Genomic DNA, 17109 nt, shown 5'->3' with positions numbered 1-17109 from the left:
CTTTTTTGATTCTCTCATTGAACTTTAAATTATAAAGAATGCTCTTTGGTAAATTGAATTAGCTCAGAAATATGCGCAAAAGCCAATCCCACATGGGTGTCTGCTGCGCCATAATAAATTGCAATTCTATCTTTTTCAAAATCATGTAACGCCGCACAAGGGAACACTACATTTGGCACATCTCCTACCAATTCATAAGGTGCCGCAGGACCTAAAATATAGTCTTGTGTGCGATAAAGCACTTTGCTCGGGTCGTCCAAATCCAGCAAGGCAGAACCCATTGCATAGCGATAGCCGTTGCAAGTGCGGATTACGCCATGATAAATGACTAGCCAGCCTTCTTCTGTTTCGATTGGCACCGCGCCTGCTCCTACTTTTAGACATTGCCAAGCACTATCCTCAAACGGAGTGGCTCCAAACACAAAACGATGCTCGCCCCAGTATTTCATATCTGGGCTATAGCTTAAGAAAATATCGCCAAAGGCTGTGTGCCCGTTGTCGCTTGGACGGCTGAGCATACAATATTTTCCGTTGATTTTTCGTGGGAACAAAACGCCATTTCGGTTAAATGGTAAAAAGGCAGTTTCGCACTGATAGAATTTTTTAAAATCGAAAGTGTAGCCCACCCCGATAGAAGGTCCGTTGTAGCCATTGCACCAAGTGATCCAGTAACGATCTTCGATAAAAGTAACACGCGGATCGTATTTATAATCAGAGTGAATCATCTCGGTATCAGGATCCTTGGCAAAATCAATGGGATTGTGTTCAATCTCCCAATTCACTGCATCTTTACTAAATCCTGCAAAAATATTCATTTGCACCGCCTTGTTATCGCAACGGAACACTCCCGCAAAGCCATCTTCAAACGGCACAACGGCACTATTGAAAATACTATTAGAACTAGGAATTGCGTAACGATCTATGATTGGATTTTGGTCGTATCGCCACACGACATCTTTGGAGCCCTCTGGACGATCTTGCCATGGGATTTGTACTTTGTTTTGCATTATATTATTGATTTTTCATTTAACACAAACAAATATACAACAATTTTAATTGTATTTTTCTATGATTTTTGATGTGAATTTTAGCTTAAACATCTCAAAAAAACAGATTGCACCAACAAAAAGATTCAACCCGAATGAAAATCCCAATAAGTACCCCTCTACACAAAAATCATTCACAATCACCTTAAAATTAAACATTTGAATATCTTTCAACTAATAATTAAAGGCGTTTAAACGGATTAAAATTTGATTTATTGCCATTTTTGAATCAAAAATCACTTGAAATTCATATTTTTAATTATATTTTAACATTTAAATTGTAACAATCCGATATTTTTTCCGTATATATAAACCCGAGCTTTCGCTAAAACCTTGAAAAGTTTGAAGGCTTATTTCACTGAAAATTAAATATTAAAACTAAAAACACCATATGCGCCAACTAAAGATTACAAAACAGGTAACCAACCGTGAAACTGCGTCGCTAGACAAGTATCTACAAGAGATTGGTAAAGTAGATTTGATTACTGCCGAAGAAGAGGTGGAACTCGCTCAAAGGATTAAAGCTGGTGACAAAATTGCGCTAGAAAAATTGACTAAAGCCAATTTAAGATTCGTGGTATCGGTTGCTAAACAATACCAAAATCAAGGACTTAGCCTTCCAGATTTGATCAACGAAGGAAACCTAGGACTCATCAAAGCCGCTCAAAGATTCGACGAAACGCGTGGTTTCAAATTCATTTCTTATGCCGTATGGTGGATTCGCCAATCTATCTTGCAAGCCTTGGCAGAGCAATCTCGTATCGTGAGATTACCACTGAACAAAATCGGCTCTATCAACAAAATTAATAAAGCCTATGCTGCCCTTGAGCAAGAGCATGAGCGAGCTCCATCTGCCGAAGAAATTTCAGATCAGCTGGATATGACCGAGGAAGATGTAAAAGAATCCATCAAAAACTCTGGACGCCATGTCTCTATGGACGCTCCACTCGTGGAAGGAGAAGACTCAAACTTATACGATGTACTCCGCTCGGGCGAATCTCCAAACCCAGATCGCGAATTATTGAACGAATCGCTACGCATCGAGATTGAGCGTGCTTTGCAAACGCTTACCCCTAGAGAAGCAGATTTAATTCGTTTGTATTTTGGGCTAAACGGACAACATCCAATGACATTGGAAGAAATCGGTGAAACTTTTGATTTAACTCGTGAGCGTGTAAGACAAATTAAAGAAAAAGCCATTAGAAGACTTAAACACACTTCAAGAAGCAAAATTTTAAAAACTTATCTTGCGAGATAACCCCTCACAAAAAGGGCATAAAAAACAAAATCGCTGAGTTCGAAAGAATTCAGCGATTTTTTGTTGCAATAATTAATCAATAAAAAATTATGAAAAAAGAAAAAAAAGCCTTCAAGCTACGCTTAAAGACTCGTAGAGCGGGAGACGGGACTCGAACCCGCAACATTCAGCTTGGAAGGCTGAAGCTCTACCAATTGAGCTACTCCCGCAATTGGACTGCAAATATAAGACGGAATTTTAAAATACCAAACTTTTCAAGCAAATTTTATTGAAAAATTTTTATATTTTTATATACAAATCTGATTTACAGTAATTTATTTAAAAACATTTCTTGGCTCAAAATTTGGCTCTTGATAGAAAAAAGAAACAATCTTGCCTAAAAAACGATTCAAAATTGGATTTTTTGCCCTAGCAAACACAAAAACTTCCTCTGGCGTCGCCCCAACCGAGCTTTTAATCTCTAAAGCGGTGCGAGAAAATATGATTTTGGCATATTTTGAAGCAATTCCCGCCGAAACCATTTCATACAACATGCGCAAATACAAAGCATGCGATTGCAAATACCGAGCATCGTAACCCAAAAATCCAGATTCTAGCTCATTTCTGTTTTTAATTAAAGTGTAAAAACATACTAGCTTCTTATCTAGAAAACCTGCAATAAGCTCAAAATCGTCTTTTAGCTCTTTTTTAAGCGTGTAAAAATAATTTGGTGGCAAGACATAGGAATTTTACCTCAGCATTTTCAAAAACGCACTGATATTGCTTATAAACCTCATTTTTATACTGCTCAATTTCGTTGAGCGTGAGCGTGCAAAATTGTAAATCATTGGATTTCTTAAACGCACGCTTGGCTCGAGTGCGATATTTGGTGCGCATCGCTTGCAGATAGTCCGAAAATTCTCTCCAATTTTTGCGAAAACTCATCACCATATTGGGCTGAACTTTAATACCTGAAAACTGAGGCAAAAATGCCTGAATTTGCTTTTTTTCTTGAAGATTAAAATCTTTGATTAAAGTAATATTTCGCTTAATTCCTGCATGTTTTTCTATCAAATCAGCAATTTGATCCAGATGCTTGTAAAAATAATGCTCCGCCGCTGTGTTGGCAAACACCGCTGCGTGATTTCCCGTGAGCATCATATTCCCAAAACTAAATGCCGTGAATTTAATTTTTTGCATAAAACTTTTGGAAATCCATTTTTTTTCGCTCACTTGCGAAAGATCAAAACTCAACACCTGACAAACGGATTTTGCCTGAATTTTACCTTCATCCCACAAAACGACATAGAATGTTTGGTAATTCTCAGGCATACTTTTTTCTGTAGCTCTCAAGTATTTAGCACTTAAAAAAACATCATTCGCCAGCTTGCCCCATTCGGGAGGCACATCCTCTATTTTGCTAAATATTTTTATCTCCACTATTGAATCAAATCTAAAAATTGATTTTCTGTAATAATTTTTATGCTTTCTATGGCTTGAGCTTTTTTCAGTTTTGAACCTGCTTTTTCGCCCACTACCAAATAATTTAAGTTTTTAGACACCGAAGAAACGATTTTCCCTCCGTTTTTCTCCACCATTTCTTTGGCTTGATCACGGGTAAAAGCCGTTAATTTCCCTGTAAACAAGAAACTTAAACCTTCTAATTTTTGAGAAAGCATTTCCTGTTGCTCTGCCTGCATTTGTAGTCCAAAAGACTTTAAATCCTCTATTAACTGCTGATGCTCTGGCTTTGCAAAATATTCTTTTACACTCTCGGCAATGCGAGTTCCGATGGTATCTACCGCCTCCAGCTCTTCGATCGAAGCTTGCATTAATTCATCTATACTCGGAAAAGCTTTGACTAATTTTTTAGCCACCGTTTCGCCCACATAGCGAATACCTATTCCGTATAAAACCTTGGCAAAAGGCATTTTTTTGGACTCTTCCAATGCGTGAATGATATTGTCTGCCGACTTCTCCGCCATGCGTTCCAGTGGCAAAATGTCTTCTTTCTTCAATCGGTATAAATCTGCAATATTATTCACAAGATTTTGCTGATACAAAAGTGCAATGGTTTCTGCTCCAATGCTTTCTATATCCATCGCACGACGACTCACAAAATGCACTAATCTCCCTTTGATTTGCGGCGCGCAACCGTCCTCGTTTGGGCAATAATATGCTGCTTCTCCCTCGTTTCTTTTGAGTGGCGTTCCGCACTCGGGACATTCTGCAATAAACTTCGTAGGCTCCGTTCCTGCTGGTCTTTGACTCAAATCTACGCCCACAATTTTCGGGATAATTTCTCCGCCTTTTTCTACAATCACGGTATCACCAATTCTTACATCTAATTTCTCGATGATATCGGCATTGTGCAGAGAAGCCCTTTTCACCGTGGTTCCCGCCAAAAGCACAGGGTTTAGATTCGCCACAGGCGTTACAGCTCCCGTTCTCCCTACTTGATAATCAATTGAATTTAATTTTGTATAAGCTTGTTCGGCTTTGAATTTGTAAGCAATAGCCCATCTTGGCGATTTGGCTGTAAACCCAAGCTCATCTTGCTGAACCATAGAATTTACCTTTACCACGACTCCATCGGTTTCGTAAGGCAATTCATGGCGTTTTTGATCCCAATAATGCACAAATTCTAAAATTTCTTGAATGTTATTGCATTTTTTTCCTGCATTTGGCACTTTAAATCCCCAGTTTCGAGCAGTTTCGAGCATGTTTTGTTGCGAATCAAATGGTAAATTTTCGCCCGCCACATTATACATTAAAGCCTCTAATCCTCGCTTAGCCACCTCGCTTGAATCTTGCAATTTGAGTGTTCCGCTGGCAGTGTTACGCGGATTCATAAATGGTTCTAAACCTAATTCTTCTCGCTCATCGTTCAACGCATTAAAAGCTTTTAAGGGCATAATGATTTCACCTCGCATATAAAACACAGGAGGGCACTCTCCATTGATTTTCAACGGAATGCTACGGATTGTGCGAACATTGGTCGTAATCTCATCGCCCATGATGCCATCGCCACGCGTTACGGCATGCGTGAGGTTTCCGTTCTCATAGGTTAAACTAATTGAAGCCCCATCGTATTTAAGCTCACAAAAGTATGTAACCTCGCCTAAATCTTTTTCCACACGCTGTGTCCACTCGAGCAAATCGTCTTCTGAATAAGAGTTTCCTAAAGAATACATGCGATAAGCGTGCTGCACGGTCGGGAAATTTTTAGTTACACTACCTCCCACTCTTTGCGTAGGCGAGTTTGGATCAAAAAACTCAGGATACTGCTCCTCTAAATCTTGCAATTCCTTTAGTTTCATATCGAAATCAAAATCAGAGATTTCCGATTGATCTAAAACATAATATTGGTAATTATAATGATTGATTTCTTGGCGTAGTTGCTGGATTTTTTCTTCGATACTCATAGTAAAAGCTTAAGGCGTAAAAATATAAAATTTGTGTGTTTTTTTCGTAGCATTTAGGGACAAAAAAAGCCACTTGCTGAGCAAATGGCTTGAATCTTATTCAAAAAAACTGAATTATTTTACAGCTTCTTCTACTTTTTCTGCAGCGTTTTCTACCGCGTCAGTTTTTTCTTCTACTTGATCTTTAACATTGTCTAGAACTTGACCAGCGTTGTCAGCAGCACCGTCTACAGCTTGTAGAGTTTCAGCAGCTTTAGCTTGGATCTCGTCTAATTTTTTTTGCAATTCAGCAACTTTTTCTTCTGCAACTTTAGCAGCAGCTTCGTCTCCTTTAGCTTTAGCTTCTTCTAATGCTTGTTGAGCATCGTTTAATGCTTTTTGAGCATCAGCTACTTCAGCGTTAACATCTTCTTGAGCGTCAGCAACGTTTTCTCCTTGTACGTTTTCTACGTCAGTTGCAACTGGAGTTGCTTCGTTGTTTTTCTTTTCGCATGAAGTGAAAGTGAATGCTACAACAGCAACTAATGGTAATAATACTTTTTTCATTTTACTATTTATTTTAATTTTAATATTAGTTTGTTTTATCAACTTAGGTGCAAATTTAAAACAAAGCAAAATTCTCAACAAACATTTTAACATTTTTTTATTGAGATTTTTTGATTTTCTGCTTTTTTAGGATTTTTTATCTGCTTCTAAAACGGCTTCTATATTCTCTGCCTCGCTGATTTCCTTTACTTTACGGCGATATGGACGAATGATGAGACGCACCCCCTTGTTGTATTGAAAATATTGGATCACCCAGTTTACGAGTGCTACTACTTTATTTCTAAAGCCCACAAGCGAAATTAAATGCACAAACATCCAAATCATCCATGCAAAAAATCCTGTGAATTTGAATTTTCCGATGTCTGCCACTGCCTTATTTCGCCCAATGGTAGCCATGGATCCTTTATCGTTATATTTAAAGGCTTTCATTTCTTTACCTATGCTCAAGGCGTTGAGGTTGCGAGCCAAAAGCTTTCCTTGCTGAATGGCGGGTTGTGCCACCATCGGGTGCCCATGCGGATAGTCCTCGGACTGCATACAAGCGATATCTCCTATGGCATAAATATCTTCTACGCCCAATACTTTGTTATACAAATCCACTTTGTATCTTCCTCTTTCCACGGATTCCTCTGGCATGCCGTCGATAGTGCTACCTTGCACTCCTGCTGCCCAAATCAAGGTTGAGGTTTCAAAATTTCTGAGATTGGTTTTGGCTACTTTTCCATCGTAATCTTGCACAATGGTATTGAGCCAAACATGCACATCCATCTTTCGCAAATATTCGGCAACTTTGGTCGAAGCTTTGTCTGAAAAACCTGGCAATAGTCGATCTACCGCTTGGATCAAATGCACATTCATTCTTCGGATATCTAAATCGGGATAATCATTTGGCAAAACATGATTCTTTAATTCAGAAAAAGCTCCTGCCAATTCCACGCCCGTTGGCCCACCTCCTACGATAACGAAATTCATCAATCGTTCGCGCTCTGCCAAATCATCTGTCAGCAACGCTGCCTCGAAGTTCTGCAATACCAAATGACGCAAATCCAAAGCTTGCGGAATCGATTTCATAGGCATAGAATAAGTTTCTATGTTTTTGTTGCCATAATAATTGGTCTTAGAGCCCGTGGCGATAACTAAATAATCATAGCTTAAATCCCCAATATCGGAATGAATTTTCTTGTTTTGGGTATCGATACGGCTGATTTGCGCGATTCTAAAATGAAAGTTTTTTTCTTTTTTGAATAAAGTTCTCACGGCGTGTGCGATAGAATCTGCCTCTAGCCCAGCTGTAGCCACTTGATACAACAATGGCTGAAAGGTGTGATAATTGTTTTTATCAATCAGCACGACTTGCAGATTTTGTTTGTTGAGTTTTTTGGCAAGGTTAAGCCCCGCAAAACCAGCACCAATCACCACGACACGCTTGATACTTAAATCAGGAATATTCATAAACTTCGTTTTATGGCTACAAAGTTACGCTATAATTTTTTAGCAAAAAAACTGTAGGGGCTTTCTGCCCATCAAATATCCATTTAATTTGGGAGATATCTGTGGCGTTGTATAAATCTCGATGATTACTCTTTTTCAAAAACATACAACAAATAACCTGAGGTGGATACGGCAATATATTTTTCATTCATCTGTATTTCTTCTATCTGTCTTCTGTTTGCATCGGTAGAGGCTTTATTCTCATCGTGCAAAATTTCTTTTCTCCATATTATCTGCTCAGTTTTTGTATCAAATAATAATACCAAACTTCTGATACTTCCTTTTTGAGGCTTGGCACTTACGGCTATTACGCCATCGTGATATGCCATTGTTTTGTTGTCTATGATTTCTGTGGGCAGTTCTTGGCTTAAATCATAATGAGTTACTTCAAAAGTGTTGGGATTCATCTTGGCAAAACCTTTGTCTTTCTTTTGCCATATGTACCCGTCAAATAAAAATAGTTTTCCTCCAAATATAGTCTGTGCTGGATTGTTTAATACCTCTCCCGTTTGGGCATCTAATACAAAGGTGGCTCCCTTTTTCCAATCCTTGGTATGGGCAAAAAATACTAGCCGGTCTCCTACCACGAGCACTCTGCCCTGGTAAACTCCTGATGGAGCATTGAAGTAATCGGATATATTAAATTGCCATAGGATTTCATTGTTAATATAATCATAGGCAAATAATTTTGAAAAATCATTTTTAAGTAATATAGTTTTTGCATCAATAAAACAATAGATAGCTCCCATATCTTTTAAAATAGAAATATCTATTTTTTTTATCAATTGACCATTTAAAATGTCATAAAAGAATAATGTTTTTTCATTGTTAAAAATGACAATATTATTATAAGATTTTCTTCTATACATAAACTCATCATCAATTTTTATTTCAATTTCATTCAAATTATAATCAAATACAATTTTACTATCTGTCAGTATATATCCATTTACCATATATAGAGATAGGCAATCTATTTTTTTACTCCTATTATTTAAAATATCAGTCAAAAAATTTTCTGATAAGACAAAAATATTATTGATTAGTAAAAAATCTTGGATTTTATGTAATATTTTATTTAATGAATATTTTCTCATAATTATCTATAAGTTGTTTATAAATTCTATCATACTTATTTGTATCTCTTAATCCTTCTTTCATTGAGTCTGGAAGAAGATTCTCTATTTTTTGAATAGGTAATTTCTCAATCGCCTCTCTATTCTCTTTTAAATATTTTTCAAAATCTGCTTTGGTAAAGTTTTGCCCATAGATTTTCCATTTAATTTGGTCTAGGCTGTTGGTTTTCTATTCAAACACATACAGATTATTAAAATGTTTACCTCTTAAATACAATTTTCCATCGTGATATATAGGTGCATCAAAAAACTCATCTTCCTCTTGCGGAAAATCTTGCAATAATTCTATTTGTTGCGTTTGTATATTGATATATCCGAACTTTGTTTGCAAACCTCTACCACTTACAAACCATAATTTATCATCATAAATAGCATTTATATAGGGTTCTAAATCATATTTTTCTATATCTTCTATTTCTTTTTTGAAAATTAATTTTCCTGTTTTAGGATTAAATACTTGATAGTTGCTATAAAAACCATAATACAATTGGTCTGCTTCATTATAAGCAGTGGCTTGAATAAAGTTACGCTCATTGGTTACCTCATACATATCTTGCCATATTACTGCTCCTGTTTCTATATCTAATCCTGTTAATAGTTGATTTTTTTGATTTTCATTATAGGCTTTAAAGAATAATATATTGTTTACCAACTTTGGTTTATTATCAATATTAAATCCATCTCTAATTACAAATTTTTTAATAATTTCTCCTTTATAATCTACAATTAAAATTTCTTTTTTTTCTAAAGTGTTATAAGTTACAATATGATTATATTTAAAATATAATATTGAGTTTAAACCGCATAAAGAAAATTCAGAATTACAAGTTTTAAAATAAGTAATAACAGGAAAATCATCATTAATTTTACTTAAAATGAAGTTTTCAAAATTATAGAAAAAAATATTTGTAAATTCTTTATTTAATAGATTGAATTTTTTATCTCTATAAATATATAGTCCTTTTTCTTTTTTTTAACAAAAAAAAGATTATCATTTGACACGAAAGTGTAATCATCTTCATTATGATCAATTAGATTTTGATTAATATAGACTCCATTAGATTTTGTATAGCATAAATTATTGCCAAAATGAAATACACTATCTATTTTTTCAATTATTTCAATAATTTTCATTAGTTCGAAAGTTTAAAAATATTATTAAATTTAGATTTTAATTCATTTTTTAGTATTGCCTTTGTAGCATCAGGGTTGTCTAGTATTTTCTTAGCCAAATCATCTGTAATCGGAAGATTATCAATTGCTTTTTCCATTGTTTCTTTAAAGGCTTTTCCATCTTTTCCTATCGGTTTTTTTGCTCCATTAAATATCCATTTAATTTGGTCTAGGCTATTGACATCTCTACGGCTAAGGTCTTTTATAAATTGCTCTGCAAACTTACCGGGAGGTACATCTATCACAGATTTGAGTTCGTAATAAATTTTAAAGATTTAGCTTTTCTTTCAATTCTTTATACACTTCCAAATTGCTTTTATTGCCGGACGAAAAATATATTTTCTGCCCGTTTTTAGTCGTGATTAAAATATAAGGCAAATTATCTTCTTGATTGATGAGAACCACCACGCTTTCGCCTTTTTCAGTTTTAAAGTAACCTTTAACTATATCTCTTGTAATAAACCCTTCAGTTTTATTCAACTCAGGCAATTGATTGACTAACGAAATCGATTGGATTTCACTTTTGTTTATTTCTGTTTCGTAAATTCCCGTGATTTTGATTTTGTCGTTTTCCACTTCCAATTCGGAATTTCTCGTCCCCACATACAATAGTATAAATACACCTACAATACTAAATATTCCAATATAAGGGGCATAAATCCAATCTTCTTTTTCATACTTTTTGGGCTTCACATAATAAAAGCTGGGTTGTTTTATCATTAAAAAGATATACACAAAGATTGGATAAATAAGTAGGCTTAAATATGCATAAGCAACTTCGTACCAATGATAAATCGCAAAAAATAGCAGTGGCATGGATATGCCAAGGAAAATATTTAACTTCTTCAAATAAGAAGAAAAACCTGATACATTAAATTTATCATCACTGTAATCGTTGAACCCACGGCACAAGAATAGAAACTGCACTCGTTTTGGATTAATATACAGTCCAAAAATTACAAATAAAATGGAATATACTATTGCAATGAACATAGATTTTGTTTTTGATAAATATAAACAAAAAAAGCAGGAAAAATTCCTGATTTGTGTTAAAAATATCGTTTTTAGCCTATTTTCCTAAAATATCTACATTTGGCATCAAGTCTCCTTTCAAAATTTTATACAATTCCAAATCGCTTTCATCGTCAGACGAAAAATATATTTTCTGCCCGTTTTTAGTCGTGATTAAAATATAGGGCAAATTATCTTCTTGATTGATGAGAACCATCACGCGCTCGCCATTTTCAGTTTTAAAGTAACCTTTAACTATATCTCTTGTAATAAACCCTTCAGTTTTATTCAACTCGGGCAATTGATTGACCAACGAAATCGATTGGATTTCACTTTTGTTTTTTTGCAATCATAAATTATCAAATTTTTCCAATTTATATTTTCCATCTATCTAATATTCAGATTTAAACATTCTTTTAGAGGTTCTTCGAAAAATTAAAATACCTGCTGCTAACAACTTTTGAGCCTAAGCATTTGGTTTAATATCGTTATTGTAACCATCTACTTCATCTTGTAATTCTTGATCCCAAATATATTCCATTTGCATTTTTCCATCATGAAATAAAGTAAACTTTGCTCTGTTCCAATTCGTATGAACTGGCGGCTCGTTTTGAGTTATATTATAGAGTTCGTGGATTAATTTTGCATATTTGTATCCCATAGAAACTTCTAGAGTTCTTTTTTTATTCTCACCATCAATTATATAGCTATTAAACTCTACAACTCCCTCAAGTCTCATTATATTTAGCTCCGCTTTTTCAAATTGTTCCCCTTGTGGAATATCATCTATTAAACCTATAACAAGTGAATTAAATATTTCTTTTTGTCTCATCATTGATTTGTAAAAGTTCTTTCTGTTTTTGATAAATATAAACAAAAAAAGCAGGAAAAATTCCTGCTTTGTGTTAAAAAATATCGTTTTTAGCCTATTTTCTTAAAAATACATCTACTTTTTTAGCCTCAAGGCTTCTTTTCAAGGCTAAGGCTTCGTCTTCGCTGTCAAAAGTATCGTATGCTACCATGAAATAAGAACCTACTTTCCCTACGATTACAGCATTGTTGTAGCCTTTCTTCTTCATGTTTGCAACTTCCTCTATCGCCTCGCTGTGTCTTTTGTATGAACCCCCAATTACCTGATAAGGTTTCACCACAACTTCTGCCACCTCTGGCTCCTTTACTACCTCTACTTGTTCCACAACTGGCACTGGCTCTGCAACTACCACTTCGTTTGCCTCCATGTTTTTATTCGAGGTAGAAGAAACTTCGATTGGATGCTCGCTTTGTTCTAATATGAAATCTGCTACATTTTGTCTTTGAGGGATTTCTGCATTCAAAGTGAATGGAAGAATACTACTTAACTGTGGCTGCACTAGTGTATGATTGGCAAAAAAGCTAGTTACGCCTACTCCAATGGCTAGTGCAATGGCAGCCGCATAAGAGCCCCAAGCACTTGTTGTTTTGGCAACAGATTTAGGTTCAGATTTTTCTCTCAAAATATAAGTTGCCTTCACAGGCTCTAGCCCAAAGGTTTCTAGTGCAAAATTGATGTTTTGCTCTGGCTGAAAGTTTAAACTTTGGTTTTGCTTATTCAATACGCCTAAGCCTTCGATTTGAATGCTTTTCCCTTGATTTAAAGCTTCTTTCCAAAGTGCGACTTCTTTATCAATTGCTAAAACTGCATTTTTATAATCCATACCATTTTCTTTGGCAATCGCATTTGCCAAAAGCCCATCGGTGTGCACTAAATCGCTATTAAATCCGATTTTTTTTCTCGGCGGAGAAAATGTGTAATCTATAGGATTAAATTCAGATTCGGTGTTTTTAGCGATAAAGCCACCAAGCCCTGGAACGATGACACAATCGTACTGGTATAATAATGCAACTATAGTTTTTTTCATGTTCATAGTAGCAAAATTAAAAAATAAAATCTTACTTTTATGCAAAACTTATAAAAGAGATTTCAACAATTTTATAACTATTTATGTATCAAGACAATGATTTAAAGTATCTTTTGGCACTTAATTATGTTTCTGGCATTGGCGCCGAATCTGCAAAACAGCTCATCTCCCATTTTGGATCAGCAAAAAGTGTCTGGGAACTTTCAACCAAAGAAAAATTAAGCATTCAAAACCTTTCGCCCAAGAAAATAGAAGGCATTGGGAACACAGAACTCTTGGAGCGAGCGGAAAAAGAAATTGAACTTTGCGAACAAAAAAATATCAAAATTCTAAGTTTTTACTCCGAGGATTTTCCTTATCTACTGAAACAATGTAGCGACTCGCCTTGTTTTATCTTTCATCGTGGCGAAATGGACTGGAAAGACAAAAAATTCATCGGGATCGTGGGCACACGCAACATGACACCCCGCGGCGAAGAATTTATCCAAAAATTTGTGGCAGATTTAGCCGATCAGCCCGTAGTCATCGTGAGCGGATTGGCACTCGGTGTAGATGCTGCCGCACATCGTGCTGCATTAGAAAATAATTTGCCTACTTTGGGCGTTTTGGCACATTCGGTGCACGAAATTTATCCCAGAGCAAACGAAGCCACCGCCATGAAAATGCTTAAAAATGGCGGTTTGATTTCGAGCTTTTCGTCTTTTCATCGTCCGCAGAGAGAATTTTTCCTAAGCCGAAACCGAGTTATTGCGGGGCTTTCTGACGCAACAATCATTGTAGAATCTGCCGTAAAAGGCGGTGCTATGAGCACTGCTACTCACGCTAATAATTATAATCGTGATGTTTTTGCCGTACCTGGACGCGTGGACGACACTTATTCCAAGGGGTGTCATCACTTAATCAAATCACACAAAGCATTTTTGCTCACCGAAGCCAAAGATGTTTTAAACTATTTGAACTTAACACCTCAGAAAAAACAAAAACCTATTCAGCGCGAATTATTCATCAATTTTTCGCCCGAAGAAAAAGAAATTGTCGAAGTTTTGCGCAAGAATAATCAGTTGCATATAGATGAAATTGCACTTAATCTTAAAAAACCTGGCTTTGCGCTGATGAGTGATTTGTTAAATTTAGAAATGAAAGGAATCATTCGTCCATTATCTGGAAAAAATTATGAACTAATCTCCTAAAAAAGTAGTAAATTCGCCTTATGAAAAATAAACAGAATACCAATAGTATATTAATGATAGAACCTGTGGCGTTCTATTACAATGCCGAAACGGCTGAAAACAATTATTTTCAACAAAAACCTAGCCGAGACAGCGAGAAAGTGCAGGCATTGGCACACGCTGAATTTATGGCAATGGTGGAAAAATTGCGCAGCCACGGCGTGAATGTAATCACTGTAAAGGACACCAAAGAGCCACACACGCCAGATTCTATTTTCCCAAACAACTGGATTACTACGCACGAGAATGCACAGGTTGCCCTGTATCCTATGTTTGCCGAAAACCGCAGACCAGAACGCCGAGAAGATATTTTGGACTATTTGGAAGAAATCGGTTTTGTGATTGATGGTGTAACCGATTTTTCGGCAGCCGAGCAAGAAGATATTTTCTTGGAAGGCACAGGAAGTATGATTCTCGATCGCGAAAATCGCTATGCTTATGCCGCACTTTCTCCTCGCACAGATGAAGGTTTATTCATCGAATTTTGCGAAGATTTTGAATTTACGCCAATTAGCTTTGTAGCAAATCAAACTGTAGATGGTGAGCGTATGCCGATTTACCACACCAATGTGATGATGTGCTTGGCAGATAAATATGCCATCATTTGCCTAGACAGCATCGACGATAAAAAAGAGAAGAAAAATGTGGTAGAAACTTTAAAGCAAACGGGGAAAGAAATCATCAAAATCACCGATGAACAAATGCACCAATTTGCAGGAAATATGCTACAAGTTTTGGGGAAAGACGATCAGCCATATTTAGTGATGTCTGAAACGGCTTACCAGTCGCTTACGCCTGATCAAATTCAAGCAATTGAAAAACACAACCCAATCATAAGTGTTTCTATCCCAATCATTGAAAAACTAGGCGGTGGAAGTGCTCGTTGTATGATGGCTGAAATCTTTTTGCCAAAAGCTGAATAATTTAATCCTAAAAAAAATGTATCAAAATGTCGAATTTTCGGCATTTTTTAAATTTTGAGAAATGAAAAATTGGTCTCGCCTCAACGAGCTTAAAGTGCTTGCCTATCGCTTGCTTTTGGTATTTGTGTTTTACCAAATTGCGCGATTGCTTTTCTATTACTACAATGCCGATTTGCTTTCGGTGGATTCCACAAAAGATTTGTTTAGGCTTTGCTATTACGGAACAGCTTTTGACACCACGGCGATTTTATACATCAACTCGGTTTTTATTTTACTGAGTATTTTGCCACTATACATTAATACTAGAAAAGGATTTCAAACCTTTTTGATGTGGTGGTATTTCATTACCAATGGCATTGCTTATGTCTTGAATTTTGGAGATTTTGTTTATTTTAAGTTTAGCCAAAGTAGGCTCACCTCTGCCGTGTTCGATGTCGTGGGACACGAAACCAATTTAGCACGCGTATTCTGGGAAGCTATAAAATCTCAACCCTCAATACCGATTTGGTACATTGGGCTGATGATTCTTTGGATTTTCTTGTATAAGAAAGTGAAAATTCGCACCTACAAGCCCGAGCAATTATGGAAATATTTTGGGATTTCGGTATTGCAAATTGCCGTGATTACGGTTTTAGTCGTGGGCGGAATCCGTGGTGATTTTCAGCATAGCACACGCCCCATCAACATGGTAGATGCGGGACGCCACACCAAAAAGCCCGTGAATGCGAATTTAGTCCTGAACAGCCCTTTTTCGCTGATTCGCACAATTCGCAGCAATGGTTTTAAAAAAGAAAATTGGTATCCTACCGCCGAGGCCGAGCGAGATATTAAGACCATAAAATATTATCCTCGCGAAACGCCCGAAAAACCGAATATCGTTATTTTTATCATGGAAAGTTTTGGGAAAGAATACAGCGGAGCTTTCAATAAAAATACTCAAATTCCAGATTTTGTTTCCTATACGCCATTTTTGGATTCTTTGGCGGGCAAAAGTTTAATTTTCACCGAGGCTTACGCCAATGGCAGACAATCCATTCACGGAATGTCTTCGGTTTTATGCGGAATTCCTTCGCTCAAAGATGCGTTTACCTCGTCGCCGTATGCCAATCAAAAAATACAATCTATCGTGTCTGTATGCAACGATATGGGCTACGATACTTCGTTTTTCCATGGGGCACCTAATGGCTCCATGGGCTTTTTAGGCTTTGGGAATATTTTAGGATTTAATCATTATTATGGCAAAACGGAATACAACAACGACGATGATTACGACGGAATTTGGGGAATCTGGGACGAGCCATTTTTCCAATATTTTGCCAAGACACTTAACCAAAAACAATCGCCTTTTATGGCGACTTTGTTCAGTGTTTCGTCTCATCACCCGTTTAAAATTCCTGAGAAATACAACGGAAAATTTAAACAAGGAAAAATTCCAATTCACGAACCGATTGAGTACTCAGATTTTGCATTGAAACAATTTTTCAAAACGGCAGAAAAGATGCCTTGGTACCACAACACGATTTTTGTGATTGTAGCAGATCACACCAACCAAGTCTACTATCCTGAGTATCAAAAAACGATGAATCGTTTTGCAATTCCGATTTTATTCTTTAGCCCAAATGAAAACTATAATCTTCATGGCGAAGTAGCCACGCCTGCACAACAAATCGACATCTACCCTACGCTCACCGATTTGATTGGCTACAACAAGCCTTTCCGTAGCTGGGGACGCAGTTTGGTGCAAGAAAATAGCGAGGAGCCCAATATTATCGTTAATTCTACTGGCGTGAATAATCAATTCATCATTAATGATTATATTTACATCTTCGATGGCAAAGATGTCATTGGGATTTATAAACGAAACAACGCCGATTTGGCGCATAATTTAATCTCTGAACGCAATTTACCACAGCACCAAAAGGCGGAAGAATTGGTAAAAAAATGGTTCCAAGATTATAACGAAAGAATTATAGATAGAAATTTAACAAATTAAA

The 17109-nt window shown here is 36.3% G+C and carries 17 protein-coding genes and 1 tRNA gene; 4 read left to right on the top strand and 14 right to left on the bottom strand.

Annotated elements, in window-relative coordinates:
* Positions 1-29 precede the first annotated feature (29 nt).
* Complete coding sequence (locus ORNRH_RS09565; protein WP_014791648.1) at positions 30-1007, bottom strand: glycoside hydrolase family 130 protein; 978 nt, start codon at positions 1005-1007, stop codon at positions 30-32.
* 430 nt (positions 1008-1437) lie between these two features.
* On the opposite strand from ORNRH_RS09565, the gene ORNRH_RS09560 reads away from it, so the two are divergent.
* Positions 1438-2304, top strand: coding sequence for a sigma-70 family RNA polymerase sigma factor (locus ORNRH_RS09560; RefSeq protein ID WP_014791646.1), 867 nt, complete (start codon positions 1438-1440; stop codon positions 2302-2304).
* 136 nt (positions 2305-2440) lie between these two features.
* On the opposite strand, the gene ORNRH_RS09555 is transcribed toward ORNRH_RS09560, so the two are convergent.
* The 13 genes from ORNRH_RS09555 to ORNRH_RS11700 form a co-directional block, all read right to left on the bottom strand.
* A tRNA-Gly gene (locus tag ORNRH_RS09555) sits at positions 2441-2513 on the bottom strand.
* Positions 2514-2618: 105 nt separating this feature from the next.
* The gene (locus ORNRH_RS09550) at positions 2619-3020 is read right to left on the bottom strand and encodes a hypothetical protein (protein ID WP_036601965.1); all 402 of its coding nucleotides are present in this window, start codon (positions 3018-3020) and stop codon (positions 2619-2621) included.
* Positions 2992-3723 (bottom strand): hypothetical protein, encoded by a 732-nt coding sequence (locus ORNRH_RS09545; RefSeq protein ID WP_036601963.1) that lies wholly within the window; start codon positions 3721-3723, stop codon positions 2992-2994. Before ORNRH_RS09545 ends, ORNRH_RS09550 begins: the two co-directional genes overlap by 29 nt.
* Positions 3723-5708, bottom strand: a complete 1986-nt coding sequence (gene ligA / locus ORNRH_RS09540; RefSeq protein WP_014791645.1) for an NAD-dependent DNA ligase LigA — start codon at positions 5706-5708, stop codon at positions 3723-3725. The genes ORNRH_RS09545 and ligA overlap by 1 nt, the downstream gene beginning before the upstream one ends.
* 114 nt (positions 5709-5822) lie before the next feature.
* Complete coding sequence (locus ORNRH_RS09535; protein WP_155814528.1) at positions 5823-6254, bottom strand: hypothetical protein; 432 nt, start codon at positions 6252-6254, stop codon at positions 5823-5825.
* A gap of 126 nt (positions 6255-6380) precedes the next feature.
* Positions 6381-7706, bottom strand: coding sequence for an NAD(P)/FAD-dependent oxidoreductase (locus tag ORNRH_RS09530; RefSeq protein ID WP_014791643.1), 1326 nt, complete (start codon positions 7704-7706; stop codon positions 6381-6383).
* A 125-nt stretch (positions 7707-7831) separates the two neighbouring features.
* On the bottom strand, positions 7832-8701 hold the full coding sequence (locus ORNRH_RS09525; RefSeq protein WP_155814527.1) for a PQQ-binding-like beta-propeller repeat protein: 870 nt from the start codon (positions 8699-8701) through the stop codon (positions 7832-7834).
* Positions 8702-9050: 349 nt separating this feature from the next.
* Positions 9051-9533, bottom strand: a complete 483-nt coding sequence (locus ORNRH_RS09520) for a hypothetical protein (protein ID WP_014791641.1) — start codon at positions 9531-9533, stop codon at positions 9051-9053.
* 481 nt (positions 9534-10014) lie between these two features.
* Entirely contained in the window at positions 10015-10299 is a 285-nt protein-coding gene (locus tag ORNRH_RS09510; protein WP_014791639.1) for a hypothetical protein, read from the bottom strand.
* Positions 10300-10321: 22 nt separating this feature from the next.
* Positions 10322-11047 carry a hypothetical protein gene (locus ORNRH_RS09505; protein WP_014791638.1) on the bottom strand — a complete coding sequence of 242 codons (726 nt, stop codon included), beginning with the start codon at positions 11045-11047 and terminating at the stop codon, positions 10322-10324.
* Positions 11048-11123: 76 nt separating this feature from the next.
* Complete coding sequence (locus ORNRH_RS09500; RefSeq protein WP_014791637.1) at positions 11124-11414, bottom strand: hypothetical protein; 291 nt, start codon at positions 11412-11414, stop codon at positions 11124-11126.
* 117 nt (positions 11415-11531) lie between these two features.
* Positions 11532-11900, bottom strand: coding sequence for a hypothetical protein (locus tag ORNRH_RS09495; RefSeq protein WP_014791636.1), 369 nt, complete (start codon positions 11898-11900; stop codon positions 11532-11534).
* A 91-nt stretch (positions 11901-11991) separates the two neighbouring features.
* Positions 11992-12963 carry an HU domain-containing protein gene (locus tag ORNRH_RS11700; RefSeq protein WP_169313190.1) on the bottom strand — a complete coding sequence of 324 codons (972 nt, stop codon included), beginning with the start codon at positions 12961-12963 and terminating at the stop codon, positions 11992-11994.
* An 83-nt stretch (positions 12964-13046) separates the two neighbouring features.
* Here ORNRH_RS11700 and dprA point away from each other — a divergent pair, with 83 nt between their 5' ends.
* The 3 genes from dprA to ORNRH_RS09475 all read left to right on the top strand — a co-directional run bounded on the left by dprA (position 13047) and on the right by ORNRH_RS09475 (position 17108).
* A complete protein-coding gene (gene dprA, locus ORNRH_RS09485) occupies positions 13047-14153 on the top strand; it encodes a DNA-processing protein DprA (RefSeq protein ID WP_014791634.1) in 1107 nt (368 codons plus the stop codon).
* A 20-nt stretch (positions 14154-14173) separates the two neighbouring features.
* Entirely contained in the window at positions 14174-15115 is a 942-nt protein-coding gene (ctlX, locus tag ORNRH_RS09480) for a citrulline utilization hydrolase CtlX (RefSeq protein WP_014791633.1), read from the top strand.
* Positions 15116-15176: 61 nt separating this feature from the next.
* On the top strand, positions 15177-17108 hold the full coding sequence (locus tag ORNRH_RS09475) for an LTA synthase family protein (RefSeq protein WP_014791632.1): 1932 nt from the start codon (positions 15177-15179) through the stop codon (positions 17106-17108).
* The last annotated feature ends 1 nt before the right edge of the window (position 17109 follow it).

It is taken from the genome of Ornithobacterium rhinotracheale DSM 15997, from assembly GCF_000265465.1.
Taxonomy (GTDB): domain Bacteria; phylum Bacteroidota; class Bacteroidia; order Flavobacteriales; family Weeksellaceae; genus Ornithobacterium; species Ornithobacterium rhinotracheale.
The sequence above is the reverse complement of the archived record's forward strand: the minus strand, read 5'-3'. Positions and strand labels throughout refer to the sequence as shown.

What these genes read in the sequence shown, in the direction of transcription:
- ORNRH_RS09565 (WP_014791648.1), bottom strand. Translation starts at nt 1,007, where the DNA reads ATGCAAAACAAAGTACAAATCCCATGGCAAGATCGTCCAGAGGGCTCC.
- ORNRH_RS09560 (WP_014791646.1), top strand. Translation starts at nt 1,438, where the DNA reads ATGCGCCAACTAAAGATTACAAAACAGGTAACCAACCGTGAAACTGCG.
- ligA (WP_014791645.1), bottom strand. Translation starts at nt 5,708, where the DNA reads ATGAGTATCGAAGAAAAAATCCAGCAACTACGCCAAGAAATCAATCAT.
- ORNRH_RS09535 (WP_155814528.1), bottom strand. Translation starts at nt 6,254, where the DNA reads ATGAAAAAAGTATTATTACCATTAGTTGCTGTTGTAGCATTCACTTTC.
- ORNRH_RS09530 (WP_014791643.1), bottom strand. Translation starts at nt 7,706, where the DNA reads ATGAATATTCCTGATTTAAGTATCAAGCGTGTCGTGGTGATTGGTGCT.
- ORNRH_RS09525 (WP_155814527.1), bottom strand. Translation starts at nt 8,701, where the DNA reads ATGGTAAATGGATATATACTGACAGATAGTAAAATTGTATTTGATTAT.
- ORNRH_RS09505 (WP_014791638.1), bottom strand. Translation starts at nt 11,047, where the DNA reads ATGTTCATTGCAATAGTATATTCCATTTTATTTGTAATTTTTGGACTG.
- ORNRH_RS09495 (WP_014791636.1), bottom strand. Translation starts at nt 11,900, where the DNA reads ATGATGAGACAAAAAGAAATATTTAATTCACTTGTTATAGGTTTAATA.
- ORNRH_RS11700 (WP_169313190.1), bottom strand. Translation starts at nt 12,963, where the DNA reads ATGAAAAAAACTATAGTTGCATTATTATACCAGTACGATTGTGTCATC.
- dprA (WP_014791634.1), top strand. Translation starts at nt 13,047, where the DNA reads ATGTATCAAGACAATGATTTAAAGTATCTTTTGGCACTTAATTATGTT.
- ctlX (WP_014791633.1), top strand. Translation starts at nt 14,174, where the DNA reads ATGAAAAATAAACAGAATACCAATAGTATATTAATGATAGAACCTGTG.
- ORNRH_RS09475 (WP_014791632.1), top strand. Translation starts at nt 15,177, where the DNA reads ATGAAAAATTGGTCTCGCCTCAACGAGCTTAAAGTGCTTGCCTATCGC.